A 16,890-nucleotide genomic window follows, 5' to 3' on the forward strand; every position below is an offset into this window, starting at 1 on the left:
GTTGCGCTTTAGCGCTCTTATTACAGCTAGGATAAGAGCGCTAAAGCGCAACAACATACCCTTTATATAAATAACTAGCAACTTGCGTTAATTATATCAAGAGTCAGAAAAAAATATGAATGCGAAACAACTGTTGGAAAAAGTTCAATTTGTGGTAGATGCAGAGGGAAATAAATCTGCTGTCCAACTCAGTGTAGAAGTTTGGTCAGAACTATTGACTATTTTAGAAGATTTGGAAGATGCAGAGGAAATTCGTCTTGCACGGGAGAACAAAGAAGCGGCTATTCCTTGGGAGAAAGGGAAAGCAGAGTTGGGAATAGAGGTTTAAGAAGAATTTATTTTATCTGAAACCGACATTAAACATCGCAGACGAGTTTGGGAAAATTGACCCTCATGGCTGGTGAAACTGCAATAGATACATTTCGTTTAATGCGACTATTGCGTTTATTGCGAATTGCTGTTATGCTCTAAGAACATATACCCTTGTACTATTATGCTGAAGCAAAGATTGCCATTGGAGTCAGTTATTGGGCCAGAAGAAGCAGAGGCGATCGCAAAATTAGCACAAACCCTCAACCAGGAAAATTCACAAATAAAATTAGTGGAAAGCAACGGAGAAGAAGTTCTAATTCCTGAGTCTGTTCGCAGTATGTTACGCGATATCGTTAAGAAGATTGCATCAGGTCAGGTAATTTATTTGGTTCCCCACAATCACGAATTAACCACACAGGAAGCTGCCGATATTTTGAATGTTTCAAGACCTTTTTTAATTAAGTTACTGGAAGAGGAAGAAATTCCTTATATTAAGGTAGGAAAACATCGACGGATTCGGTTTCAAGATTTGATGAAGTATAAGGAAAACCGGGATCAAAAGCGCGGTAAAGCTCTGGATGAGCTAATTCAAATGAGCCAAGAAGCAGGATTCTATGAATAGGAGTAATTTAACCCCTACAACAACTAAATTGCCTGTTCTTTTAGACTCTTGCGTTTTATTTCCCATGTACTTGCGTGACCTCCTTCTTTGCACAGCGGAAGCAGAACTTTATCTGCCGTATTGGTCGCAAGAAATCCTTAACGGTGCAACTCGCAACCTTGTGGGTCAAGGACGGATGACGGCTGAGTTAGCAATGAAACTTGAAGTAGCAATCAAAGCAGCTTTTTCTAAAGCAATGGTTGAAGTTCCTGCTGGTCTAGCGGAAGTGATGACAAACCACCCAGGAGATCGTCATGTTCTTGCTGCTGCTGTAATGGCTAACGCTAAGATTATTGTTACCTCAAATCTCAAGCACTTTCAAGCAAATGACCTGGCTCCTTGGAATATAAAAGCGCAGTCTCCAGATGAATTTTTATGCAACATTTTTGACGAATACCCAGATGAGATGGTTGAAGTAGTACGGCGACAGTCTCAGGCTCTTAGAAAGCCGCCACTGACTGTTAATGAACTGCTTGGGTTGTTGAGTAAAGATATTCCTGAATTTGCGAATAATGTTTCGTCCTACGAATAGAGGAAGAGTTATCTTAAAATTAAGTTAGTGGGGATAAATACTTACTGTGCGATCGCACTTTGCCACAAAGCACAAGTGTGACATTTTAATGAAATCTGGCACCAGGCGATGTCAATGGCTGTACTCTGGTAAAAATAACGCCTAAGTCTTGGGAAAGCCTCAGAGAGTGCATCAGATGGGAAACCTTTTGAACAATCGCTATTGCATCCTTCAGTCTTTGGGGAGTGGCGGGTTTGGGGAAACTTTTCTGGCAGAAGATACTCAAATGCCATCAAAGCGTCGCTGTGCGATCAAACGACTCAAACCGCTGACCCAAAATGCGACATACCAAGTGCAGAAACGATTTGAGCGGGAAGCGGCTATTTTGGAGGCGCTGGGAGAGGATTGCCCGCAAATTCCCCAGTTGTATGCTTATTTTGTGGAAGCGGGACAATTTTATTTAGTCCAGGAATGGATTGAAGGGGAGACGCTCAAGCAAAAGGTGCAAAAAGATGGCCCCTTGAGCGATCGCACTGTCTTCGATTTCCTCTTAAAACTCCTGCCTGTGCTGGATTACGTGCATAGCAAAGGCATCATTCATCGAGATATTAAACCGGATAATATTATTCTGCGACAGAGAGATGATAACCCGGTTTTGATTGACTTTGGCGCAGTCAAGGAAACAATGGGAACAGGGTTAGATCCCGAAAGTAATGCTATCTCAAGCGTAATTATAGGTTCGCCTGGGTTTATGCCGCCAGAACAGGCAGTAGGCAGACCCGTTTTCGCCAGCGATTTGTACAGTTTAGGGATGACTGCTGCTTATCTGCTGACAGGCAAATCGCCCTATCAGTTGGAAACTAGCCCCATTACCGGCGAAATTATCTGGGAAAATCAGGCAGCGAATCTGGAGGAGAGTGGGGCAAACCTCAATCCCAGGTTAGCAGCAGTTTTAGGTCGAGCTCTGAGAACTCACACACGCGATCGCTTTTTGAGTGCAAGTGAAATGCTGGAAGCATTGCGTACTGCGGAAGGGAGTAATGTTTTCCAGTTAAGTCTGGATAATCCTGAAGGTCAGGTGGGACTGGAATCTCGCTTTTATGTGGAACGTCCGCCCATAGAAACTGACTGTTACGACACAATTGTAAGGCCGGGGGCGCTCATCCGCATCAAGGCACCTCGGCAGATGGGCAAAAGTTCGCTGATGACGCGCATTCTCCATCATGCTAAGCGATCAGGCGATCGCACGGTATCCTTAAATTTTCAGTCAGCAGACGCAGAATTTCTCACCAGTCTCGATCGATTCTTGCAGTGGTTTTGTGCCAGCATTACCTATGAATTGAATCTACCCGATCGGCTGGATGAGTATTGGAAGGGAGTTCTGGGTAGTAAGAATAAGTGTACAAACTACTTTCAAAGGTATATCTTATCAGAAATAAATAGCTCGCTGACTTTGGCCTTGGATGAAGTAGATCAAGTTTTCCAACATCCAGAAATTGCTACAGACTTCTTTGGACTTTTGCGAGCTTGGCACGAACGGGCTAAGAATGACGCAACTTGGAAAAAACTGAGATTGGTGATCGTCCATTCTAAAGAAGTTTATGTGCCGCTGAATATCAATCAATCTCCTTTCAATGTGGGATTGCCCATTGAATTGCCAGAGTTGAACTTGGCACAGATCCAGGATTTAGTCAAACGGCACAATTTAAATTTGTCTGCGGCAGAAATTGAGCAAATAATGGCAATGTTTGGCGGACATCCTTATTTAGTGCGATTGGCTCTTTATGAAATTACACGAGGCCGAATTACTTTAGATAGGTTGCTGCAAGTAGCTCCTACGGAAGAAGGGCCGTATTATGACCATTTGCGTCGCCACTTATTAAACTTGGAAAATGATGCTAATTTGGCAGCAGCTATTAAGCAGGTGGTGGTAGCAAGTAATCCGATCCAAATAGGGACATTAGAGGCGTTTAAACTTCGCAGTATGGGGTTAGTAAAGTTTCAGGGTAATAATGTGATGCCTTTGTGCGATTTGTATAGGTTATATTTCGGCAATAGACTTAGTTAATTTCCAGTAGGGGCACGGCATCAACTATGTTTGTATCTATCCGCCAAATTTATCGCCGCCGTGCCCCTACCCTTGGGTATTATATAGACGCAATCACATTAATTTTAGATGCAGATGGAGATAGCCAAAATGGCAAACTCAAACTATCAATATCAAGTCGGCGGCAGCTTGCCACCAGATGCGCCCACATACGTGAAACGACAGGCAGATGATAATTTTTATGAGGGGTTGAAAGCACTTGATTTTTGTTATGTGTTGAATTCGCGGCAGATGGGAAAGTCTAGCTTGCGGGTGCGAACAATGCAGCGATTGCAAGCAGAAGGAATTGCCTGTGCTGCCATTGATATTACAGCGATTGGAACTTCGGATATCACGCCAGAGCAATGGTACGCTGGCGTAATTGATAGCATTGTCGGTAGTTTGAATTTATACGATAATTTCGATTTAGATACTTGGTGGACTGAGAAAGGTTTGCTGTCTTTTGTGCAAAGATTCAGCAAGTTTATCGAAGAAGTGCTGTTGAAATCAATATCTGAAAATATAGTAATTTTTGTTGATGAAATAGACAGCATACTCAGCTTAAAATTTAATATAGATGACTTTTTTGCAGTTATTCGCGACTGCTATAATAGAAGGGCAGATAATCCAGAATACCAACGCATCAGCTTTGCCTTAATTGGAGTTGCGACACCCTCAGATTTGATTAGAGACAAGCGACGCACGCCTTTTAATATTGGTCGTGCCATTGAATTAACAGGCTTTCAACTCGAAGAAGCAGAACCCCTAGCGCAAGGTTTTGCAGCAAAAATCAGCAATCCAATGGCGCTGATTCCAGCAATATTTGATTGGACGGGAGGACAACCGTTTTTAACTCAAAAAGTTTGCAAGCTCATTTTTGCCAATGCAGAAATAAGCGAAAATCCCGAAGATTGGGTAGCAGATTTGGTGCTGGCGAAGGTTATTGAAAATTGGGAAGCGCAAGATGAACCGGAGCATTTGAAGACAATTAGAGACCGCATCCTCGTCAACGAAAAACGCGCTTCTCGCTTGTTGGGATTGTATCAGCAAATTTTGCAAAAGGGAGGAGTAACAGCAGATGACAGCGACGAACAAATGGAATTGCGACTAACCGGGTTAGTGGTGAGGCAGTCAGGACAAGTTCGCGTTAGCAACCGCATTTATGAGGAAGTTTTTAACCTGAGTTGGGTGGAGAAAGAATTAGCGAATCTGCGTCCCTACGCGGAAGCATTCGCAGCTTGGTTAGATTCAGATTGCCAGGATGAATCGCGGCTGTTGCGGGGACAGGCATTGCAGGATGCACTTGTTTGGGCGGCTGATAAAAGTTTGAGCGATAAAGATTATCAGTTTTTAACGGCTAGCCAAGATTTGGATAAGCGAGAAGTGGAAATCGCTTTGGAGGCGGAAAAAAGAGCTAGGGAACTCGAAAAACTGGAAGCCGAAATTAACTTAGATGCAGAAAGAAAAGCTTTGGAGACAGAAAAGCAAGCTAATGAAATTTTAGCCAAGGCGACGGAGAAGGCACAGCAACGCATTCGCATCGGTTCCGTTATTCTGGCGCTATCCTTGGTGGCGGCCACCATTGCAGGGGTACTTGCAGGTAAGGCAGCGCAACAACTACGAGAAGCCCAGGAAATTGCGAAAATAGAACAAGAAGTGACAAGTGCTTCAGGGCAATTTGAATATCAAGAAATCGAAGCTTTATTATCAGCGATGCAGGCTGGGCAAGACTTAAAAGCGCTGGTTAAAAATCGCCCTCTCGAAGAATATCCCACTGCCAGTCCGCTTTTAGCTTTAGAGACTATTCTGGACAACATTCACGAGCAGAGTCAACTCAAAGGACATGGGAATTCTGTCAGTAGCGCCAACTTCAGTCCCGACGGCCAACGCATCGTCACCGCCTCAAATGATAACACCGCCAGAGTGTGGGATTTATCGGGCAAGCAACTAGCTATCCTCAAAGGACATGGGAATTCTGTCAGTAGCGCCAACTTCAGTCCCGACGGCCAACGCATCGTCACCGCCTCATATGATAACACCGCCAGAGTGTGGGATTTATCGGGCAAGCAACTAGCTATCCTCGAAGGACAGAGTTCTGCTAGTTGCGCCAACTTCAGTCCCGACGGCCAACGCATCGTCACCGCCTCAAAAGACAACACCGCCAGAGTGTGGGATTTATCGGGCAAGCAACTAGCTATCCTCAGAGGACATCAGTATGGTGTCAACAGCGCCAACTTCAGTCCCGACGGCCAACGCATCGTCACCGCCTCAAATGACATCGCCAGAGTGTGGGATTTATCGGGTCAGCTATTAACAGAACTCAAAGGGCATCCGGGTTATGTCTACAGCGCCAACTTTAGTCCCGACGGCCAACGCATCGTCACCGCCTCAAATGACAGCACTGCTAGAGTATGGGATTTATCGGGTCAGCAACTAGCTATCCTCCATCAGTATGGTGTCAACAGCGCCAACTTCAGTCCCGACGGCCAACGCATCGTCACCGCCTCATATGACAAAACCGCCAGAGTATGGGATTTATCGGGTCAGCAACTAGCTATCCTCAAAGGACATCAGTATCCTGTCTACAGCGCCAACTTCAGTCCTGACGGCCAACGCATCGTCACCGCCTCAGATGACAACACCGCCAGAGTGTGGGATTTATCGGGTCAGCAACTAGCTATCCTCAAAGGACATAAGAATCCTATGGGTAGCGCCAAGAGTAGCGCCAACTTCAGTCCCGACGGCCAACGCATCGTCACCACCCTATCAGGTGACAGCACTGCTAGAGTGTGGGATTTATCAGGTAAACAATTAGCCGAACTCAAAGGACATCAGTATCCTGTCCGTAGCGCCAACTTCAGTCCCGACGGCCAACGCATCGTCACCACGGCCTTGTTTGACAACACCGCCAGAGTGTGGGATTTATCGGGTAAACAATTAGCCGAACTCAAAGGACATCAGTATCCTGTCAGTAGCGCCAACTTCAGTCCCGACGGCCAACGCATCGTCACCGCCTCAGATGACAAAACCGCCAGAGTATGGGATTTAGCGGGTAAACAATTAGCCGAACTCAAAGGACATCAGTCTCCTGTCAGTAGGGCCAACTTCAGTTCCGACGGCCAACGCATCGTCACCGCCTCATATGACGGCACTGCCAGAGTGTGGAATGTGGAAACTGTTGGCAACTTGGATTTACTGCTAGCGCGGGGTTGCGACTGGCTGAAAGATTACTTTGTCACCCATCCTGAAGAATTAGCAAAACTTCCGGTATGTCAACTAAATTGAGAAGGTAGGGGGCAGGGGGGCAGGAGTCTTTTTTGCTCTTTCAGAAAATGCGATCGCTCTAGAGTGAGTCTTTTTTAGTCTCGCACGAAATGCGATCGCTCATCAACGAGTCTTTGGTATTGCGATCGCAGCATTTAAGCATATAATTATTTTGCTATATTCATAGCAGATAAAAATAGGTTTGCAATTGGCAAATATAACTATGAAGACTGAAGAAATTACCCCTTGGGAACAGTTTCAGGTTGAATTATCAGCCAGAGGTTTCCCAACGACTTACAACTCACCAGAAGATTTCATAGCTGCGATTAAATCTGACTTCGAGCGAGGAGGTTTGCATATAGCAAGGCAATTGGCTTTCCGAGCAGTTGAATTATACCCCGAACACGAAAAAATCAAGTATTACGCCCATGTTCTTGCCCCTCCAAAAGTAACAGTTAGTCCTAGTTCTCCAGAACGCCGAAAAATGGTTGCTGCGAATCAAGATTGGTTGAAGAAAAACCGGATAAAATATCTGAATCGTTGGGTCGCAGTCTACAATGGTGAGCTATTAGCTGATGCTGCTTCTATTGACGAATTAGTCGTTCAATTAGATGATATAAAGGGAGTATTAATTACGGTGCTTTATTAATGGTCCTGTTATTTTTGAATGGCGATACTTTTGCTACAGGCGCTGCTCGTTATGATTATCGTCCAGCTACGGAAGGTGAAGTTACAAATCGCATTATTCTGCAAGTAGACATCGCTGGTATTTTAATAGAAGCTGTGGTTGATACGGGTGCCCCTTATGTAGTATTGGCACCTCGAATTGCCCGAATTATAGGGCTTAGTCCGGCTTCCGCTATTGGCAGAGAGAGAATGTTGATTAGAGGAATGCGGCTGGATGGTAACATTTATCGGTTTAGTATGAAGTTGGTGGCAGAGTTGGGTGAAGATGAGGAGCTAGAGGCGACTATTTTTGTGCCAGATAGTGAGGAATATTGGGGAAATTTTCCTTCTTTCATCGGTTTGGGTGGTTTCCTAGAAAGAGTTCGTTTTGCCGTCGATCCATCGACTGATATGTTTTATTTTGGTTCGCTAGCATTATCGTAATCGCATCTCAACTTCTAAGCAAAGTTCGATCGCTTCTTGAATGCGTTCCATCAGTTCATCCAGTGACTTTGCTTGCGTATGACACCCAGGAAGACTAGGCACAGAAGCAACAAAATAACCTTCAGAATCTCGCTCGATAATTACATTAAATTCTTTGTTCATTTTCAGCCGTCCTTGTTTGCTGCTAATTACCAATTTCCTGCATTTGACCAATTAACCAACCGTATATCTGACTTCTACCACTTTCACGACCCCGCCGCAAAGCTTCTTCTAATAAGCTAAATGGTAAATTGGGTAATACTTGAGATTGTGTTATTTGCCTACTTCCACCATCAGCGATCGCAAAAGCAATCAATAAAGCTCGCACTACATTGACAACCCAATATTCTCTCACTCCCAATTGTTCGTATAACATTCGCTTGCTACCGATATCATCTGCAAGAGAAGTTTTAGCAATCTCGATGACTAAATCTGGTGGCGGGTAAATATTTAGATCGACAATAGTTGTATTGGGTGGAATAATTTCGGCATTTTCACCAATGTAAAAGGCTAAGTCGGGTTGAGCTTCTGCTTCATTCCCTCGCCTGAAAGTGCAGTTAGTGAGTCCGCTAATAGGAATGCCTCTGATGCCACCAAATAATTGCACACAGTAGCCAATCAGGGAGTTATCGTAGGAATGGTCGTAACCTTGGGGCGTCATATCAATTCGCAGTTGTCCTTTGTAGTAATAGGTTTTGGCATTTTCTAGTTTGCGATCGCTAATAGCTTCGATGTACTCATCCCAAGTCGCCGCTACCCATTCATCTGTTGGTAATTTTGTTTTTACGTTGAGCATAAGCTACTTAGCACATAAATCAACTTGTTTAAGATTTTAGCGCAAAATTCCTTAAGCTACTATCTCCTCTTCAATAATATCTATTAACTCTAAAATGGTCAGCGACCTACTTGGCTCAACATTAGATTCCTCGCCTATATGAACGTGATGTGGGAAATTTGGCAAATCGGGAAAATGCTCGACATTATCCCATCTTTTCCTCAATAAACCTCTCCAAAAAAGAATGTAGAGACGTTGCATGCAACGTCTCTACAAGGGTTACAGGTAACGCACCTTTAATTTCTGGAGAGGTCTAATACATTCTGCGAATTGTCCATCCATTGATAGCGATAACTTTCTGTTAGACAAGTCCCATCTTGCACCACGAAAAATTCTACTACTTCCAGAAAGCCACCATTGCTAAGTGTCAACCTCGCTCGAAAATAGCCTTGATTAAGTAAGGCACGTTCTTTCAGAATTGTCATAGAAGCTACAGCCAAACTAGCCGCTAGCTTCGCCTTTATTTCATTTAAATACTCCTGTGTTTCCATCAATTTCATTTAGATTGCAAAATTTCCAAACGTTGCTGCACGGAAAGCCACATTTGATAAAAAGCACTCCACTCGACCAAATCCACATCATCTCCCATTTCTCCTTGCCGAAAGCGGCTATAAAAATCCTGAGACGATATTTTATATTGCGCTTCAAAAACTTGTAATTCAGCGTGCAATTCTGCGGCTTGTTTTTGAGCATTTGCTATTTCGTATGCAATAATTTTGTCTAAAGTTAGCTCTACAATATCACTTGCATATCCTTGGCGGCAGAGTGTTTCAAGCCGTTGCAATTTTTCTAAAGTTGTTCCTAGTTTTGACATTTGCTATTACCTCTTTTTATAAACCTCTCGCCGATGACCAATTTCCACAACTAAAATCAATAAACGGTCATCTTCTATTTTATCAATCACCCTGTAATCTACTACTCGCATACACAGCAAATTACGATCCTAATTCAGCTTTTACCTGTTCCCAAGAAACAGTGCCATTTTCTTTGGCGTCTAACAAACCTTCCAAACCATCGATAGTATCCAAAAGGTCTTCTAATTCTTCTGAATCTATCACTACTAATTCCCCAGAACCTACTTTTTCCAAAAGCTCGGATACTGATATACCTAGCTTTTTAGCTACAGACTGTACTCCATTCCAAGCTTCATCTGTCATAGTTACTACATGGCGATTTTTGAAGGCGGTACTAATTTTTTGATTCATCACTAATTACCGATAAAAAATTCATCACTGCATTCTATCTATTGTACGATATTGAATTGCCTCGGCAACGTGCTGGGGTTTCAAATTCTCATCGCCTGCTAAATCGGCAATTGTTCGGGCTACTTTTAAGATACGATCGCTCGCTCTTGCCGAAAGTCCTAATTTCCTAATTGCTGCTTCTAATAAGTTGCGAGAAGCATCATCTAAATTACACCATTGTTGTAAGTGACGACTTTGCATTTCGGCATTAGAACGCAAAGAAGGTTCGGCTTTGAAACGAATTTGCGATCGCTCTCTTGCTACCTGCACTCTCTCCCTCACTGGTGCAGAATCTTCTCCCAGCGGTTGTCGCGTAATTTCCTCTGGCTTCAAACGATTTACCGCTACTTGCAGATCGATGCGATCCATCAAAGGGCCAGAAAGTTTTGCCCAGTATTGTTCCCTTTTGGCAGGAGTACAGGTGCAAGGTTGAATGGTATCCCCAAAATAACCGCAAGGACATGGATTTGTACTCGCAACTAAGGTAAACTGAGCGGGGAACATAACAGATTGTTTGGCACGAGAAATGGTTACATAACCATCTTCTAAAGGTTGTCGTAAAAATTCTAAAACATCTCTTTTAAATTCTGTTAATTCGTCCAAGAAAAGGATACCTCTATGGGCCAAAGAAATTTCCCCCGGACGGGGAAAACTGCCGCCACCAACCAGAGAAGGGCCGGATGCAGAATGGTGAGGACTGCGAAAAGGTCGATCGCTCACCAATGTTCCTCTATCCTTAAGTAAGCCAGCAACAGAGTGAATTTGTGTAACTTCGAGTGCTTCTTCAAAGCTCAATGGTGGTAAAATACTAGGTAGCCGTCGCGCTAACATCGTTTTACCGCTACCTGGTGGCCCGACAAAAATTAAATTATGTCCCCCAGCAGCAGCAATTTCCAAAGCACGACGACCGTGTGCTTGACCTTTCACTTCCTTCAAATCTGGCCCGTTAAATAGAGGCTTAGTTAATTCCTTCCTACCATCGAACTGTATGGGTTGATAACGTTCTGGCTGGTTCAAAAAGTTAGCCACATCCGCCAAATTCTTAAACCCGTAAACTTCTAACCCCTGCACTACAGCGGCTTCCTGTGCATTATCAGCGGGTACGATTAAACCGACAATACCCAACCGTTGAGCAGCAGCTGCGATCGGCAGCACACCAGCAACCGGGCGTAAGCTACCATCAAGAGAAACTTCTCCTAAAAACAGATAATCTCCCAGCAATTGAGCGCTTACCTGTTCCGACGCCGCCAGAATCCCCACACTGATAGGCAGATCGAAACTTGGCCCCTCTTTGCGGAGGTCGGCGGGAGTTAGATTAATGACTATTTTTCGCATCGGGAAGGCGTACCCAGCATTTTTCAGGGTCGCCTTCACTCTTTCTTTAGATTCTTGAACCGCTGTATCTGGTAAACCTAAGACGACAATTCCCGGTAAACCACCAGACACATCGACTTCCACGCCTACCTTTACGGCGTCGATACCAACAATAGATGCACTCCAAACTCTAGCAAGCACTTTAAATATCCAAAAGACTGCTAAAAACTATAGTGTCTGCGATCGCTCTACAAATAACACTACTAGAGCAATCTGTCACAAAACCGAGGTGCTAAGGAAATATAAATTTCCGAATCGCCTCAAAGTATTGCGCTGTTCCCACCATCATTAAGTCATTGTGACCCGCACCGGGAATTAGCACTAGCCGTTTATCCTGTGCAGCGCAGATGCGGTACAGTACCAACCCCTGTGCTACTGGAATTAAATTGTCCTCTTGACCGTGGATAATCAAAGTGGGAGTTGTAATGCGGCGGAGCTTAAGTACATTGCCAATTCCGTCCCTCTTTTCGTCCGCGTCCTGTATCTGCACACCCATGCGAGCCAGAAGCGCCATAGAGTCAGCAATGCCGCTTTCGACAATTAACCCCGCCAATCGCTGTTGTGGAGCAGGCGAGACGCCTGCTATCCTTGCTATTTCAGTAGCCGCCACGCTGCCAAGACTCCGCCCCATTACATAAAGTCGCTGTGGGTAAAGTCCGTATGACTCGAAGATACTGTCAATAGCGTTAAATGCGATCGCTGCATCGCCGATCATATTGCTAGCTGTAGGCTTCCCATCGCTTGCTCCGTAGCCACGGTAATCCATCACTAGCAAAGTGATGCCCAACTGCTTGTACAAACCTGCTATATCATCATAGTCAGAGGCAATCTCCCCATTGCCGTGATAATACAGAATAGCTGGCGAATCGGGTGCGGCTGGGTACAAGCGTCCTCTGACACTGACTCCAGGCTCCACTTCCACGGCGACGCTGTATACGCCTTTCGGGGTCATGCTATTATCCCGTCGGGGGTGGAACAGTACTCGCAATACTTCAGGTCGATCGAAAATAGGATGAGTCATTTGATATACCTTTATCAACGATATGGGAAATTATATTGTCGCCTTCTCCGGCTCAGTCAGGACTTACCATGATTGTTGGCGCTTTCACCTACATCTTCTGTAGGGGCAATTCATGAATTGCCCCTACAGAAGATGTAGTGCGGCTCGAATGCGTAAGTCCTATAAGTACTGCGGACTATAGCGCGAGTTTGGAGAAAGCAGTCTCCAACCTATAGGTGTCTACCCCACGAGTCTGCTTTTGCTACATACTTCCGGGCGTTCCTCTAACCCGGATTATTTATAAGGCTTCTGCTTGGAGTCGCTTCGCGAAGGAACATCTAAAGGAATTTTGATAATTGTTACCAGCAGGATAAACAACATGAGTGAAACCACAGACACGATTTTCAGCAAAATCATCCGCCGAGAGATTCCAGCGGATATTGTTTATGAGGATGATTTGGCACTTGCTTTCAAAGACGTTAACCCACAAGCGCCGGTTCATATCTTGGTGATTCCCAAACAGCCTCTAGCCCAGTTAGCTGATGCAGAGCCTGAAGATCGTGAAATATTGGGTCATTTGCTGTTGGTTGCCAAGCGCATTGCCCAAGAAGTGGGTCTCAGCAACGGCTATCGCGTGGTGATTAACAATGGTGATGATGGTGGGCAAACTGTAGACCACTTACATTTACATATTTTGGGCGGACGCCAGATGAAATGGCCTCCCGGTTAGGGGCGTGGGGGTGCAGGAAAATTGCAGATTTTAGATTTAAAATTGCACCGATTCAGTAATCGTAGGGGCGTTCGCGTAGCGAACGCCCCTACAAGCTAAAAAGGCACCAAGAAGTATTACTGAATGGATGTTCTAGCCCCTCTTCCCTAGACGATCGCCTTGAGATTCTGAGCGGCTTCATTGAGTTTTTGAATGCCAATTTTGGTTTGAGTGATGCCGGTGGCTGTCTGTACTGCTCCCTGATTGAGGCTGTTCATTGCATCAACCACTTGCTGAGTTGCGATCGCTTGCTGTTGAGCGGTGAGGGAAATTTGTTGAGAACCGACGACGATATCATCGATCGCCGCCAACGAAGTTTGTTGGTTGCTCAAAACAACATTTTCGATCGCAACAGTCACGTTCGTAAAAGCTTCTGCTGTCTGTTGAGAAAGTTTTATCCCTTCCTCTGCTGTTTTCCTGCCTTCATCGGTTACCATCACTGTGGAATCGATCGCGGACTGGATAGCAACAACCAGAGCGTTAATTTTCTGGGCTGATTGTTTGCTTTGGTCGGCGAGTTTGCGGATTTCAGCTGCTACGACGCCAAATCCTTTGCCATACTCTCCCGCACGCACTGCTTCTACGGCAGCGTTCAAGGCGAGCATATGCGTCTGGGTGGCGAGATCGCTGACTATGTTGGTGATAATGCCAATTTGATTGGTTTGCTCTTTCAAGTGCATAGTCTGGTGTGCGATCTCTCCCACCTTCTCTTTTAGCGCAGACATACCCGACTTGGTGCTATCTACTGTTTGCGTTCCCTGCTGCGCTAGGTTTAACACCTGATGTGCGCCCGCTGCTGAGGATTCTGCCACTTTTAGTAACTGACGTGCATTTTCTGCTGAGGATTCTGCTTGTTCTGCTGAAGCTTTTGAAGATGCACCTAACTCAGTTATTGTGGTGGTGGTTTGATTTACAGAAGAAGCCTGCTGAGTGGCGACTCGTTCCTGTTGCTCGACTGTTGCGGCAATTTCGGTGGTCGAGGTGGTGATAGCATTGACAATGACGTTGATTGACTTGGTGGTTCGGTCTGCAATTACAGCTGCGATCGCACTTACAACTAAGGCGGTTGCCCCAGTTCCCATCAAAAGCGTCACTAAAAGCTCTCTCTGCGTTTTAAAGGCAACGGCTGTATCGTTGTCAACCAGTACGATCCAGCGTAGGTTGGGCATCCCCTCTAATTCTGGGGTGGGAGCGCTGGCTAACACTTTATAAATTTTGTCTGTTTGGGAATAAACCACTCGGACATCTACCTGCTTTGCTGCTTGCAGTTGTCGGAAAAAAGGATATTCTAACTGAACCTCTTGACCTATCTCTTTTAGGTCGCGAGTGACAAAGAATTTACCAGAGACATCGACTACATGAGATTGTTGCTCTATATTGCCCAGGCTTTTGATACGCTCTCTAATGTATTTGATGGGCAATCGCGATCGCACTACCCCAATGATTTTACCCGTCGCCCTATCTTTCACTGGTGCCGCCAAGTAAATTACCCAGTCATTGCTGGAGTTTGAAAATTCAGGCTTACTGATAAAGGGGCGTTTTGTTTTCAGGACTTGCTGAAAATAATCTCCATCCCTGTAATTCTCTACTCCTTCCCCACGGGATTTGACAATTAAATTTCCCGACAGATCGAAAACGGCTATATGGTCATAGACCTGGTAAGTATCCAGGTAGCGATTTAGCGTATAACGCTTTTCGTTTTCAGAGATGATGCTACTCGCACGCTGGTTGGCGAACATAGGCAGGTTTGCGATCGTCTGAATGTCCCCATAGCGCTCAAACATGAAGCGACTGAGTTTATCTGCCAGTTCAACTGCATAGGCTTGCTGGAACTGCATCACGTCTTGCGTAATCGAGCGGTTGGCGAAGTAGTAAGCTACTGCACCGATGCCTAGCACTGGCAATGTACCGAGGGCGATCGCAAAACCGATGGCCTTAGCTCGTAAGGATAGGTTTTGAAACATTATTTGTTAGACATAGCGTCAATATAGTTACAGGTTTTATAGCGGACTCATCATTGCCATAATTGTGGCACGGTGTTGGATAGCGATCGCAACCCTGCACTCAATATTCTGGCTAAACGCCAAGGGCTTTGCAATACAGCCCTTTTCAGATCGGTGAGGGACTCCACACACCGGGTTTCTCTTGTGTACTTCATCCAACTGAAAACTGCTATATAAGCTCCCCTAATCACCCTCATCAAATTAAACAATGAAAATAAACCTAAATAACCCTTTACAAACCGAAACATACAGATTAATCTATAAACAGGTAGAGAAAACACTACCTCGCACCTCGAAAAATACATAGCAATCATAAACACATGACCACCACCATTCAACAGCGCTCCAGCGCTAACGTTTGGGAACGGTTCTGCGAGTGGGTCACCAGCACCGAAAACCGCCTCTACATAGGCTGGTTCGGCGTCCTGATGATCCCCACCCTCTTAACCGCCACCACCGCCTACATCATCGCCTTCATCGCTGCACCGCCAGTGGACATCGATGGTATCCGCGAACCAGTTGCAGGTTCCTTGCTCTACGGAAACAACATCATCTCCGGAGCAGTAGTTCCTTCCTCTAACGCTATCGGTCTGCACTTCTACCCAATTTGGGAAGCAGCTAGCTTAGACGAATGGCTCTACAACGGTGGCCCATACCAGCTAGTGATATTCCACTTCCTGATCGGCATCTTCTGCTACATGGGTCGTCAGTGGGAACTCAGCTACCGTTTAGGTATGCGTCCTTGGATCTGCGTTGCATACTCAGCTCCTGTATCCGCCGCATCCGCCGTGTTCCTAATCTATCCTTTGGGACAAGGTAGCTTCTCTGATGGTATGCCATTGGGAATCTCTGGAACCTTCAACTTCATGATCGTGTTCCAAGCCGAACACAACATCCTCATGCACCCCTTCCACATGTTGGGAGTAGCGGGTGTATTTGGCGGAAGTTTGTTCTCTGCGATGCACGGTTCGTTGGTAACTTCTTCCTTAGTGCGTGAAACCACTGAGAACGAAAGCCAAAACTATGGCTATAAGTTCGGACAAGAAGAAGAAACCTACAATATCGTAGCCGCTCACGGTTACTTCGGTCGTTTGATTTTCCAATACGCTTCCTTCAACAACAGCCGTTCCTTGCACTTCTTGTTGGGTGCATGGCCGGTAATCGGAATCTGGTTTACGGCTCTGGGTGTCAGCACGATGGCTTTCAACCTGAACGGTTTCAATTTTAACCAGTCGATTGTTGATTCGCAAGGTCGGGTAATTGGGACTTGGGCTGATATTATCAACCGCGCTAATTTGGGTATGGAAGTGATGCACGAACGCAATGCTCATAACTTCCCTCTCGATTTGGCTGCTGGTGTTGCTGCTCCTGTGGCTATGACTGCTCCTGCTATCAATGGTTAATTGGTAGCTACTAATTAAATCACAAAAAGGCGCTCTCCGAAAGGGGGCGCTTTTTTGTTTTTAACAATATCGGTTCTTTTGTGTCAAATATGCTGAAATTCCAAGCAGATACTCATTGCAGCAAAGGCATCCCACCAGAAAAAGCTTATAAAAAATATTTCAAAAATTCCCAGTCTTATCTGTGTTCATCTGTGTTCATCTGTCTTCATCTGTGGTAAAAATTTAACCCCCGATGAAAACAGACAATTTTACGATATCACTCTTACACTAATGATGCTA

Annotated in this window: 19 protein-coding genes; 9 read left to right on the forward strand and 10 right to left on the reverse strand. The window is 45.1% G+C overall.

The features are described from left to right. Positions 1-115 precede the first annotated feature (115 nt). The 7 genes from LAY41_RS22295 (at position 116) to LAY41_RS22325 (ending at position 7,944) form a co-directional block, all read left to right on the forward strand. A complete protein-coding gene (locus LAY41_RS22295) occupies positions 116-328 on the forward strand; it encodes a hypothetical protein (protein WP_249103025.1) in 213 nt (70 codons plus the stop codon). A gap of 165 nt (positions 329-493) precedes the next feature. Then, positions 494-934 carry a helix-turn-helix domain-containing protein gene (locus tag LAY41_RS22300; protein WP_249103027.1) on the forward strand — a complete coding sequence of 147 codons (441 nt, stop codon included), beginning with the start codon at positions 494-496 and terminating at the stop codon, positions 932-934. Then, a complete protein-coding gene (locus tag LAY41_RS22305; protein WP_249103029.1) occupies positions 927-1,505 on the forward strand; it encodes a PIN domain-containing protein in 579 nt (192 codons plus the stop codon). Before LAY41_RS22300 ends, LAY41_RS22305 begins: the two co-directional genes overlap by 8 nt. A gap of 175 nt (positions 1,506-1,680) precedes the next feature. Next, entirely contained in the window at positions 1,681-3,552 is a 1,872-nt protein-coding gene (locus LAY41_RS22310; RefSeq protein ID WP_249103031.1) for an AAA-like domain-containing protein, read from the forward strand. A gap of 129 nt (positions 3,553-3,681) precedes the next feature. Next, the gene (locus tag LAY41_RS22315) at positions 3,682-6,855 is read left to right on the forward strand and encodes an AAA-like domain-containing protein (RefSeq protein WP_249103033.1); all 3,174 of its coding nucleotides are present in this window, start codon (positions 3,682-3,684) and stop codon (positions 6,853-6,855) included. Positions 6,856-7,057: 202 nt separating this feature from the next. Continuing rightward, positions 7,058-7,483: a hypothetical protein gene (locus LAY41_RS22320; RefSeq protein WP_249103035.1), complete on the forward strand. Its 426-nt coding sequence runs from the start codon at positions 7,058-7,060 to the stop codon at positions 7,481-7,483. Further along, positions 7,483-7,944: a pepsin/retropepsin-like aspartic protease family protein gene (locus tag LAY41_RS22325; protein WP_249103037.1), complete on the forward strand. Its 462-nt coding sequence runs from the start codon at positions 7,483-7,485 to the stop codon at positions 7,942-7,944. Before LAY41_RS22320 ends, LAY41_RS22325 begins: the two co-directional genes overlap by 1 nt. Here LAY41_RS22325 and LAY41_RS22330 read toward each other — a convergent pair. From LAY41_RS22330 to LAY41_RS22365, 8 genes are all read right to left on the reverse strand, one after another. Beyond that, positions 7,936-8,106, reverse strand: a complete 171-nt coding sequence (locus tag LAY41_RS22330) for a type II toxin-antitoxin system HicB family antitoxin (protein WP_249103039.1) — start codon at positions 8,104-8,106, stop codon at positions 7,936-7,938. The two genes, LAY41_RS22325 and LAY41_RS22330, sit on opposite strands and share 9 nt — an antisense overlap. A gap of 22 nt (positions 8,107-8,128) precedes the next feature. Continuing rightward, positions 8,129-8,779, reverse strand: coding sequence for a Uma2 family endonuclease (locus LAY41_RS22335; protein WP_249103041.1), 651 nt, complete (start codon positions 8,777-8,779; stop codon positions 8,129-8,131). A 51-nt stretch (positions 8,780-8,830) separates the two neighbouring features. Further along, positions 8,831-9,019, reverse strand: a complete 189-nt coding sequence (locus LAY41_RS22340) for a toxin-antitoxin system TumE family protein (protein WP_249103043.1) — start codon at positions 9,017-9,019, stop codon at positions 8,831-8,833. Between the two features lie 35 nt (positions 9,020-9,054). Beyond that, complete coding sequence (locus tag LAY41_RS22345; protein WP_249103045.1) at positions 9,055-9,309, reverse strand: toxin-antitoxin system TumE family protein; 255 nt, start codon at positions 9,307-9,309, stop codon at positions 9,055-9,057. 5 nt (positions 9,310-9,314) lie between these two features. Beyond that, complete coding sequence (locus tag LAY41_RS22350; RefSeq protein WP_249103047.1) at positions 9,315-9,632, reverse strand: hypothetical protein; 318 nt, start codon at positions 9,630-9,632, stop codon at positions 9,315-9,317. A gap of 121 nt (positions 9,633-9,753) precedes the next feature. After that, on the reverse strand, positions 9,754-10,023 hold the full coding sequence (locus LAY41_RS22355; protein ID WP_249103049.1) for a hypothetical protein: 270 nt from the start codon (positions 10,021-10,023) through the stop codon (positions 9,754-9,756). 24 nt (positions 10,024-10,047) lie between these two features. Next, on the reverse strand, positions 10,048-11,577 hold the full coding sequence (locus tag LAY41_RS22360; protein WP_249103051.1) for a YifB family Mg chelatase-like AAA ATPase: 1,530 nt from the start codon (positions 11,575-11,577) through the stop codon (positions 10,048-10,050). A 91-nt stretch (positions 11,578-11,668) separates the two neighbouring features. Next, the gene (locus LAY41_RS22365; protein WP_249103053.1) at positions 11,669-12,457 is read right to left on the reverse strand and encodes an alpha/beta hydrolase; all 789 of its coding nucleotides are present in this window, start codon (positions 12,455-12,457) and stop codon (positions 11,669-11,671) included. Between the two features lie 358 nt (positions 12,458-12,815). Between LAY41_RS22365 and LAY41_RS22370 the strand changes: the two genes are divergently transcribed. After that, positions 12,816-13,166: a histidine triad nucleotide-binding protein gene (locus LAY41_RS22370; protein ID WP_249103055.1), complete on the forward strand. Its 351-nt coding sequence runs from the start codon at positions 12,816-12,818 to the stop codon at positions 13,164-13,166. A gap of 146 nt (positions 13,167-13,312) precedes the next feature. Here the strand turns inward: LAY41_RS22370 and LAY41_RS22375 are convergent, their stop codons facing one another. Together LAY41_RS22375 and LAY41_RS22380 are read right to left on the reverse strand one after the other, a co-directional pair. Next, complete coding sequence (locus LAY41_RS22375; protein WP_249103058.1) at positions 13,313-15,169, reverse strand: methyl-accepting chemotaxis protein; 1,857 nt, start codon at positions 15,167-15,169, stop codon at positions 13,313-13,315. Between the two features lie 50 nt (positions 15,170-15,219). After that, a complete protein-coding gene (locus LAY41_RS22380; RefSeq protein WP_249103060.1) occupies positions 15,220-15,363 on the reverse strand; it encodes a hypothetical protein in 144 nt (47 codons plus the stop codon). Positions 15,364-15,528: 165 nt separating this feature from the next. Here LAY41_RS22380 and psbA point away from each other — a divergent pair, with 165 nt between their 5' ends. Beyond that, complete coding sequence (gene psbA, locus LAY41_RS22385) at positions 15,529-16,611, forward strand: photosystem II q(b) protein (RefSeq protein ID WP_249103063.1); 1,083 nt, start codon at positions 15,529-15,531, stop codon at positions 16,609-16,611. Positions 16,612-16,890: the final 279 nt, after the last annotated feature.

This window comes from Argonema galeatum A003/A1 (assembly GCF_023333595.1).
Lineage (GTDB): Bacteria > Cyanobacteriota > Cyanobacteriia > Cyanobacteriales > Aerosakkonemataceae > Argonema > Argonema galeatum.

Coding starts and splice junctions, on each gene's coding strand:
- LAY41_RS22295 (WP_249103025.1), top strand. CDS start 116: ATGAATGCGAAACAACTGTTGGAAAAAGTTCAATTTGTGGTAGATGCA.
- LAY41_RS22300 (WP_249103027.1), top strand. CDS start 494: ATGCTGAAGCAAAGATTGCCATTGGAGTCAGTTATTGGGCCAGAAGAA.
- LAY41_RS22305 (WP_249103029.1), top strand. CDS start 927: ATGAATAGGAGTAATTTAACCCCTACAACAACTAAATTGCCTGTTCTT.
- LAY41_RS22310 (WP_249103031.1), top strand. CDS start 1,681: ATGGGAAACCTTTTGAACAATCGCTATTGCATCCTTCAGTCTTTGGGG.
- LAY41_RS22315 (WP_249103033.1), top strand. CDS start 3,682: ATGGCAAACTCAAACTATCAATATCAAGTCGGCGGCAGCTTGCCACCA.
- LAY41_RS22320 (WP_249103035.1), top strand. CDS start 7,058: ATGAAGACTGAAGAAATTACCCCTTGGGAACAGTTTCAGGTTGAATTA.
- LAY41_RS22325 (WP_249103037.1), top strand. CDS start 7,483: ATGGTCCTGTTATTTTTGAATGGCGATACTTTTGCTACAGGCGCTGCT.
- LAY41_RS22330 (WP_249103039.1), bottom strand. CDS start 8,106: ATGAACAAAGAATTTAATGTAATTATCGAGCGAGATTCTGAAGGTTAT.
- LAY41_RS22335 (WP_249103041.1), bottom strand. CDS start 8,779: ATGCTCAACGTAAAAACAAAATTACCAACAGATGAATGGGTAGCGGCG.
- LAY41_RS22340 (WP_249103043.1), bottom strand. CDS start 9,019: ATGCAACGTCTCTACATTCTTTTTTGGAGAGGTTTATTGAGGAAAAGA.
- LAY41_RS22345 (WP_249103045.1), bottom strand. CDS start 9,309: ATGGAAACACAGGAGTATTTAAATGAAATAAAGGCGAAGCTAGCGGCT.
- LAY41_RS22350 (WP_249103047.1), bottom strand. CDS start 9,632: ATGTCAAAACTAGGAACAACTTTAGAAAAATTGCAACGGCTTGAAACA.
- LAY41_RS22355 (WP_249103049.1), bottom strand. CDS start 10,023: ATGAATCAAAAAATTAGTACCGCCTTCAAAAATCGCCATGTAGTAACT.
- LAY41_RS22365 (WP_249103053.1), bottom strand. CDS start 12,457: ATGACTCATCCTATTTTCGATCGACCTGAAGTATTGCGAGTACTGTTC.
- LAY41_RS22370 (WP_249103055.1), top strand. CDS start 12,816: ATGAGTGAAACCACAGACACGATTTTCAGCAAAATCATCCGCCGAGAG.
- LAY41_RS22375 (WP_249103058.1), bottom strand. CDS start 15,169: ATGTTTCAAAACCTATCCTTACGAGCTAAGGCCATCGGTTTTGCGATC.
- LAY41_RS22380 (WP_249103060.1), bottom strand. CDS start 15,363: ATGAAGTACACAAGAGAAACCCGGTGTGTGGAGTCCCTCACCGATCTG.
- psbA (WP_249103063.1), top strand. CDS start 15,529: ATGACCACCACCATTCAACAGCGCTCCAGCGCTAACGTTTGGGAACGG.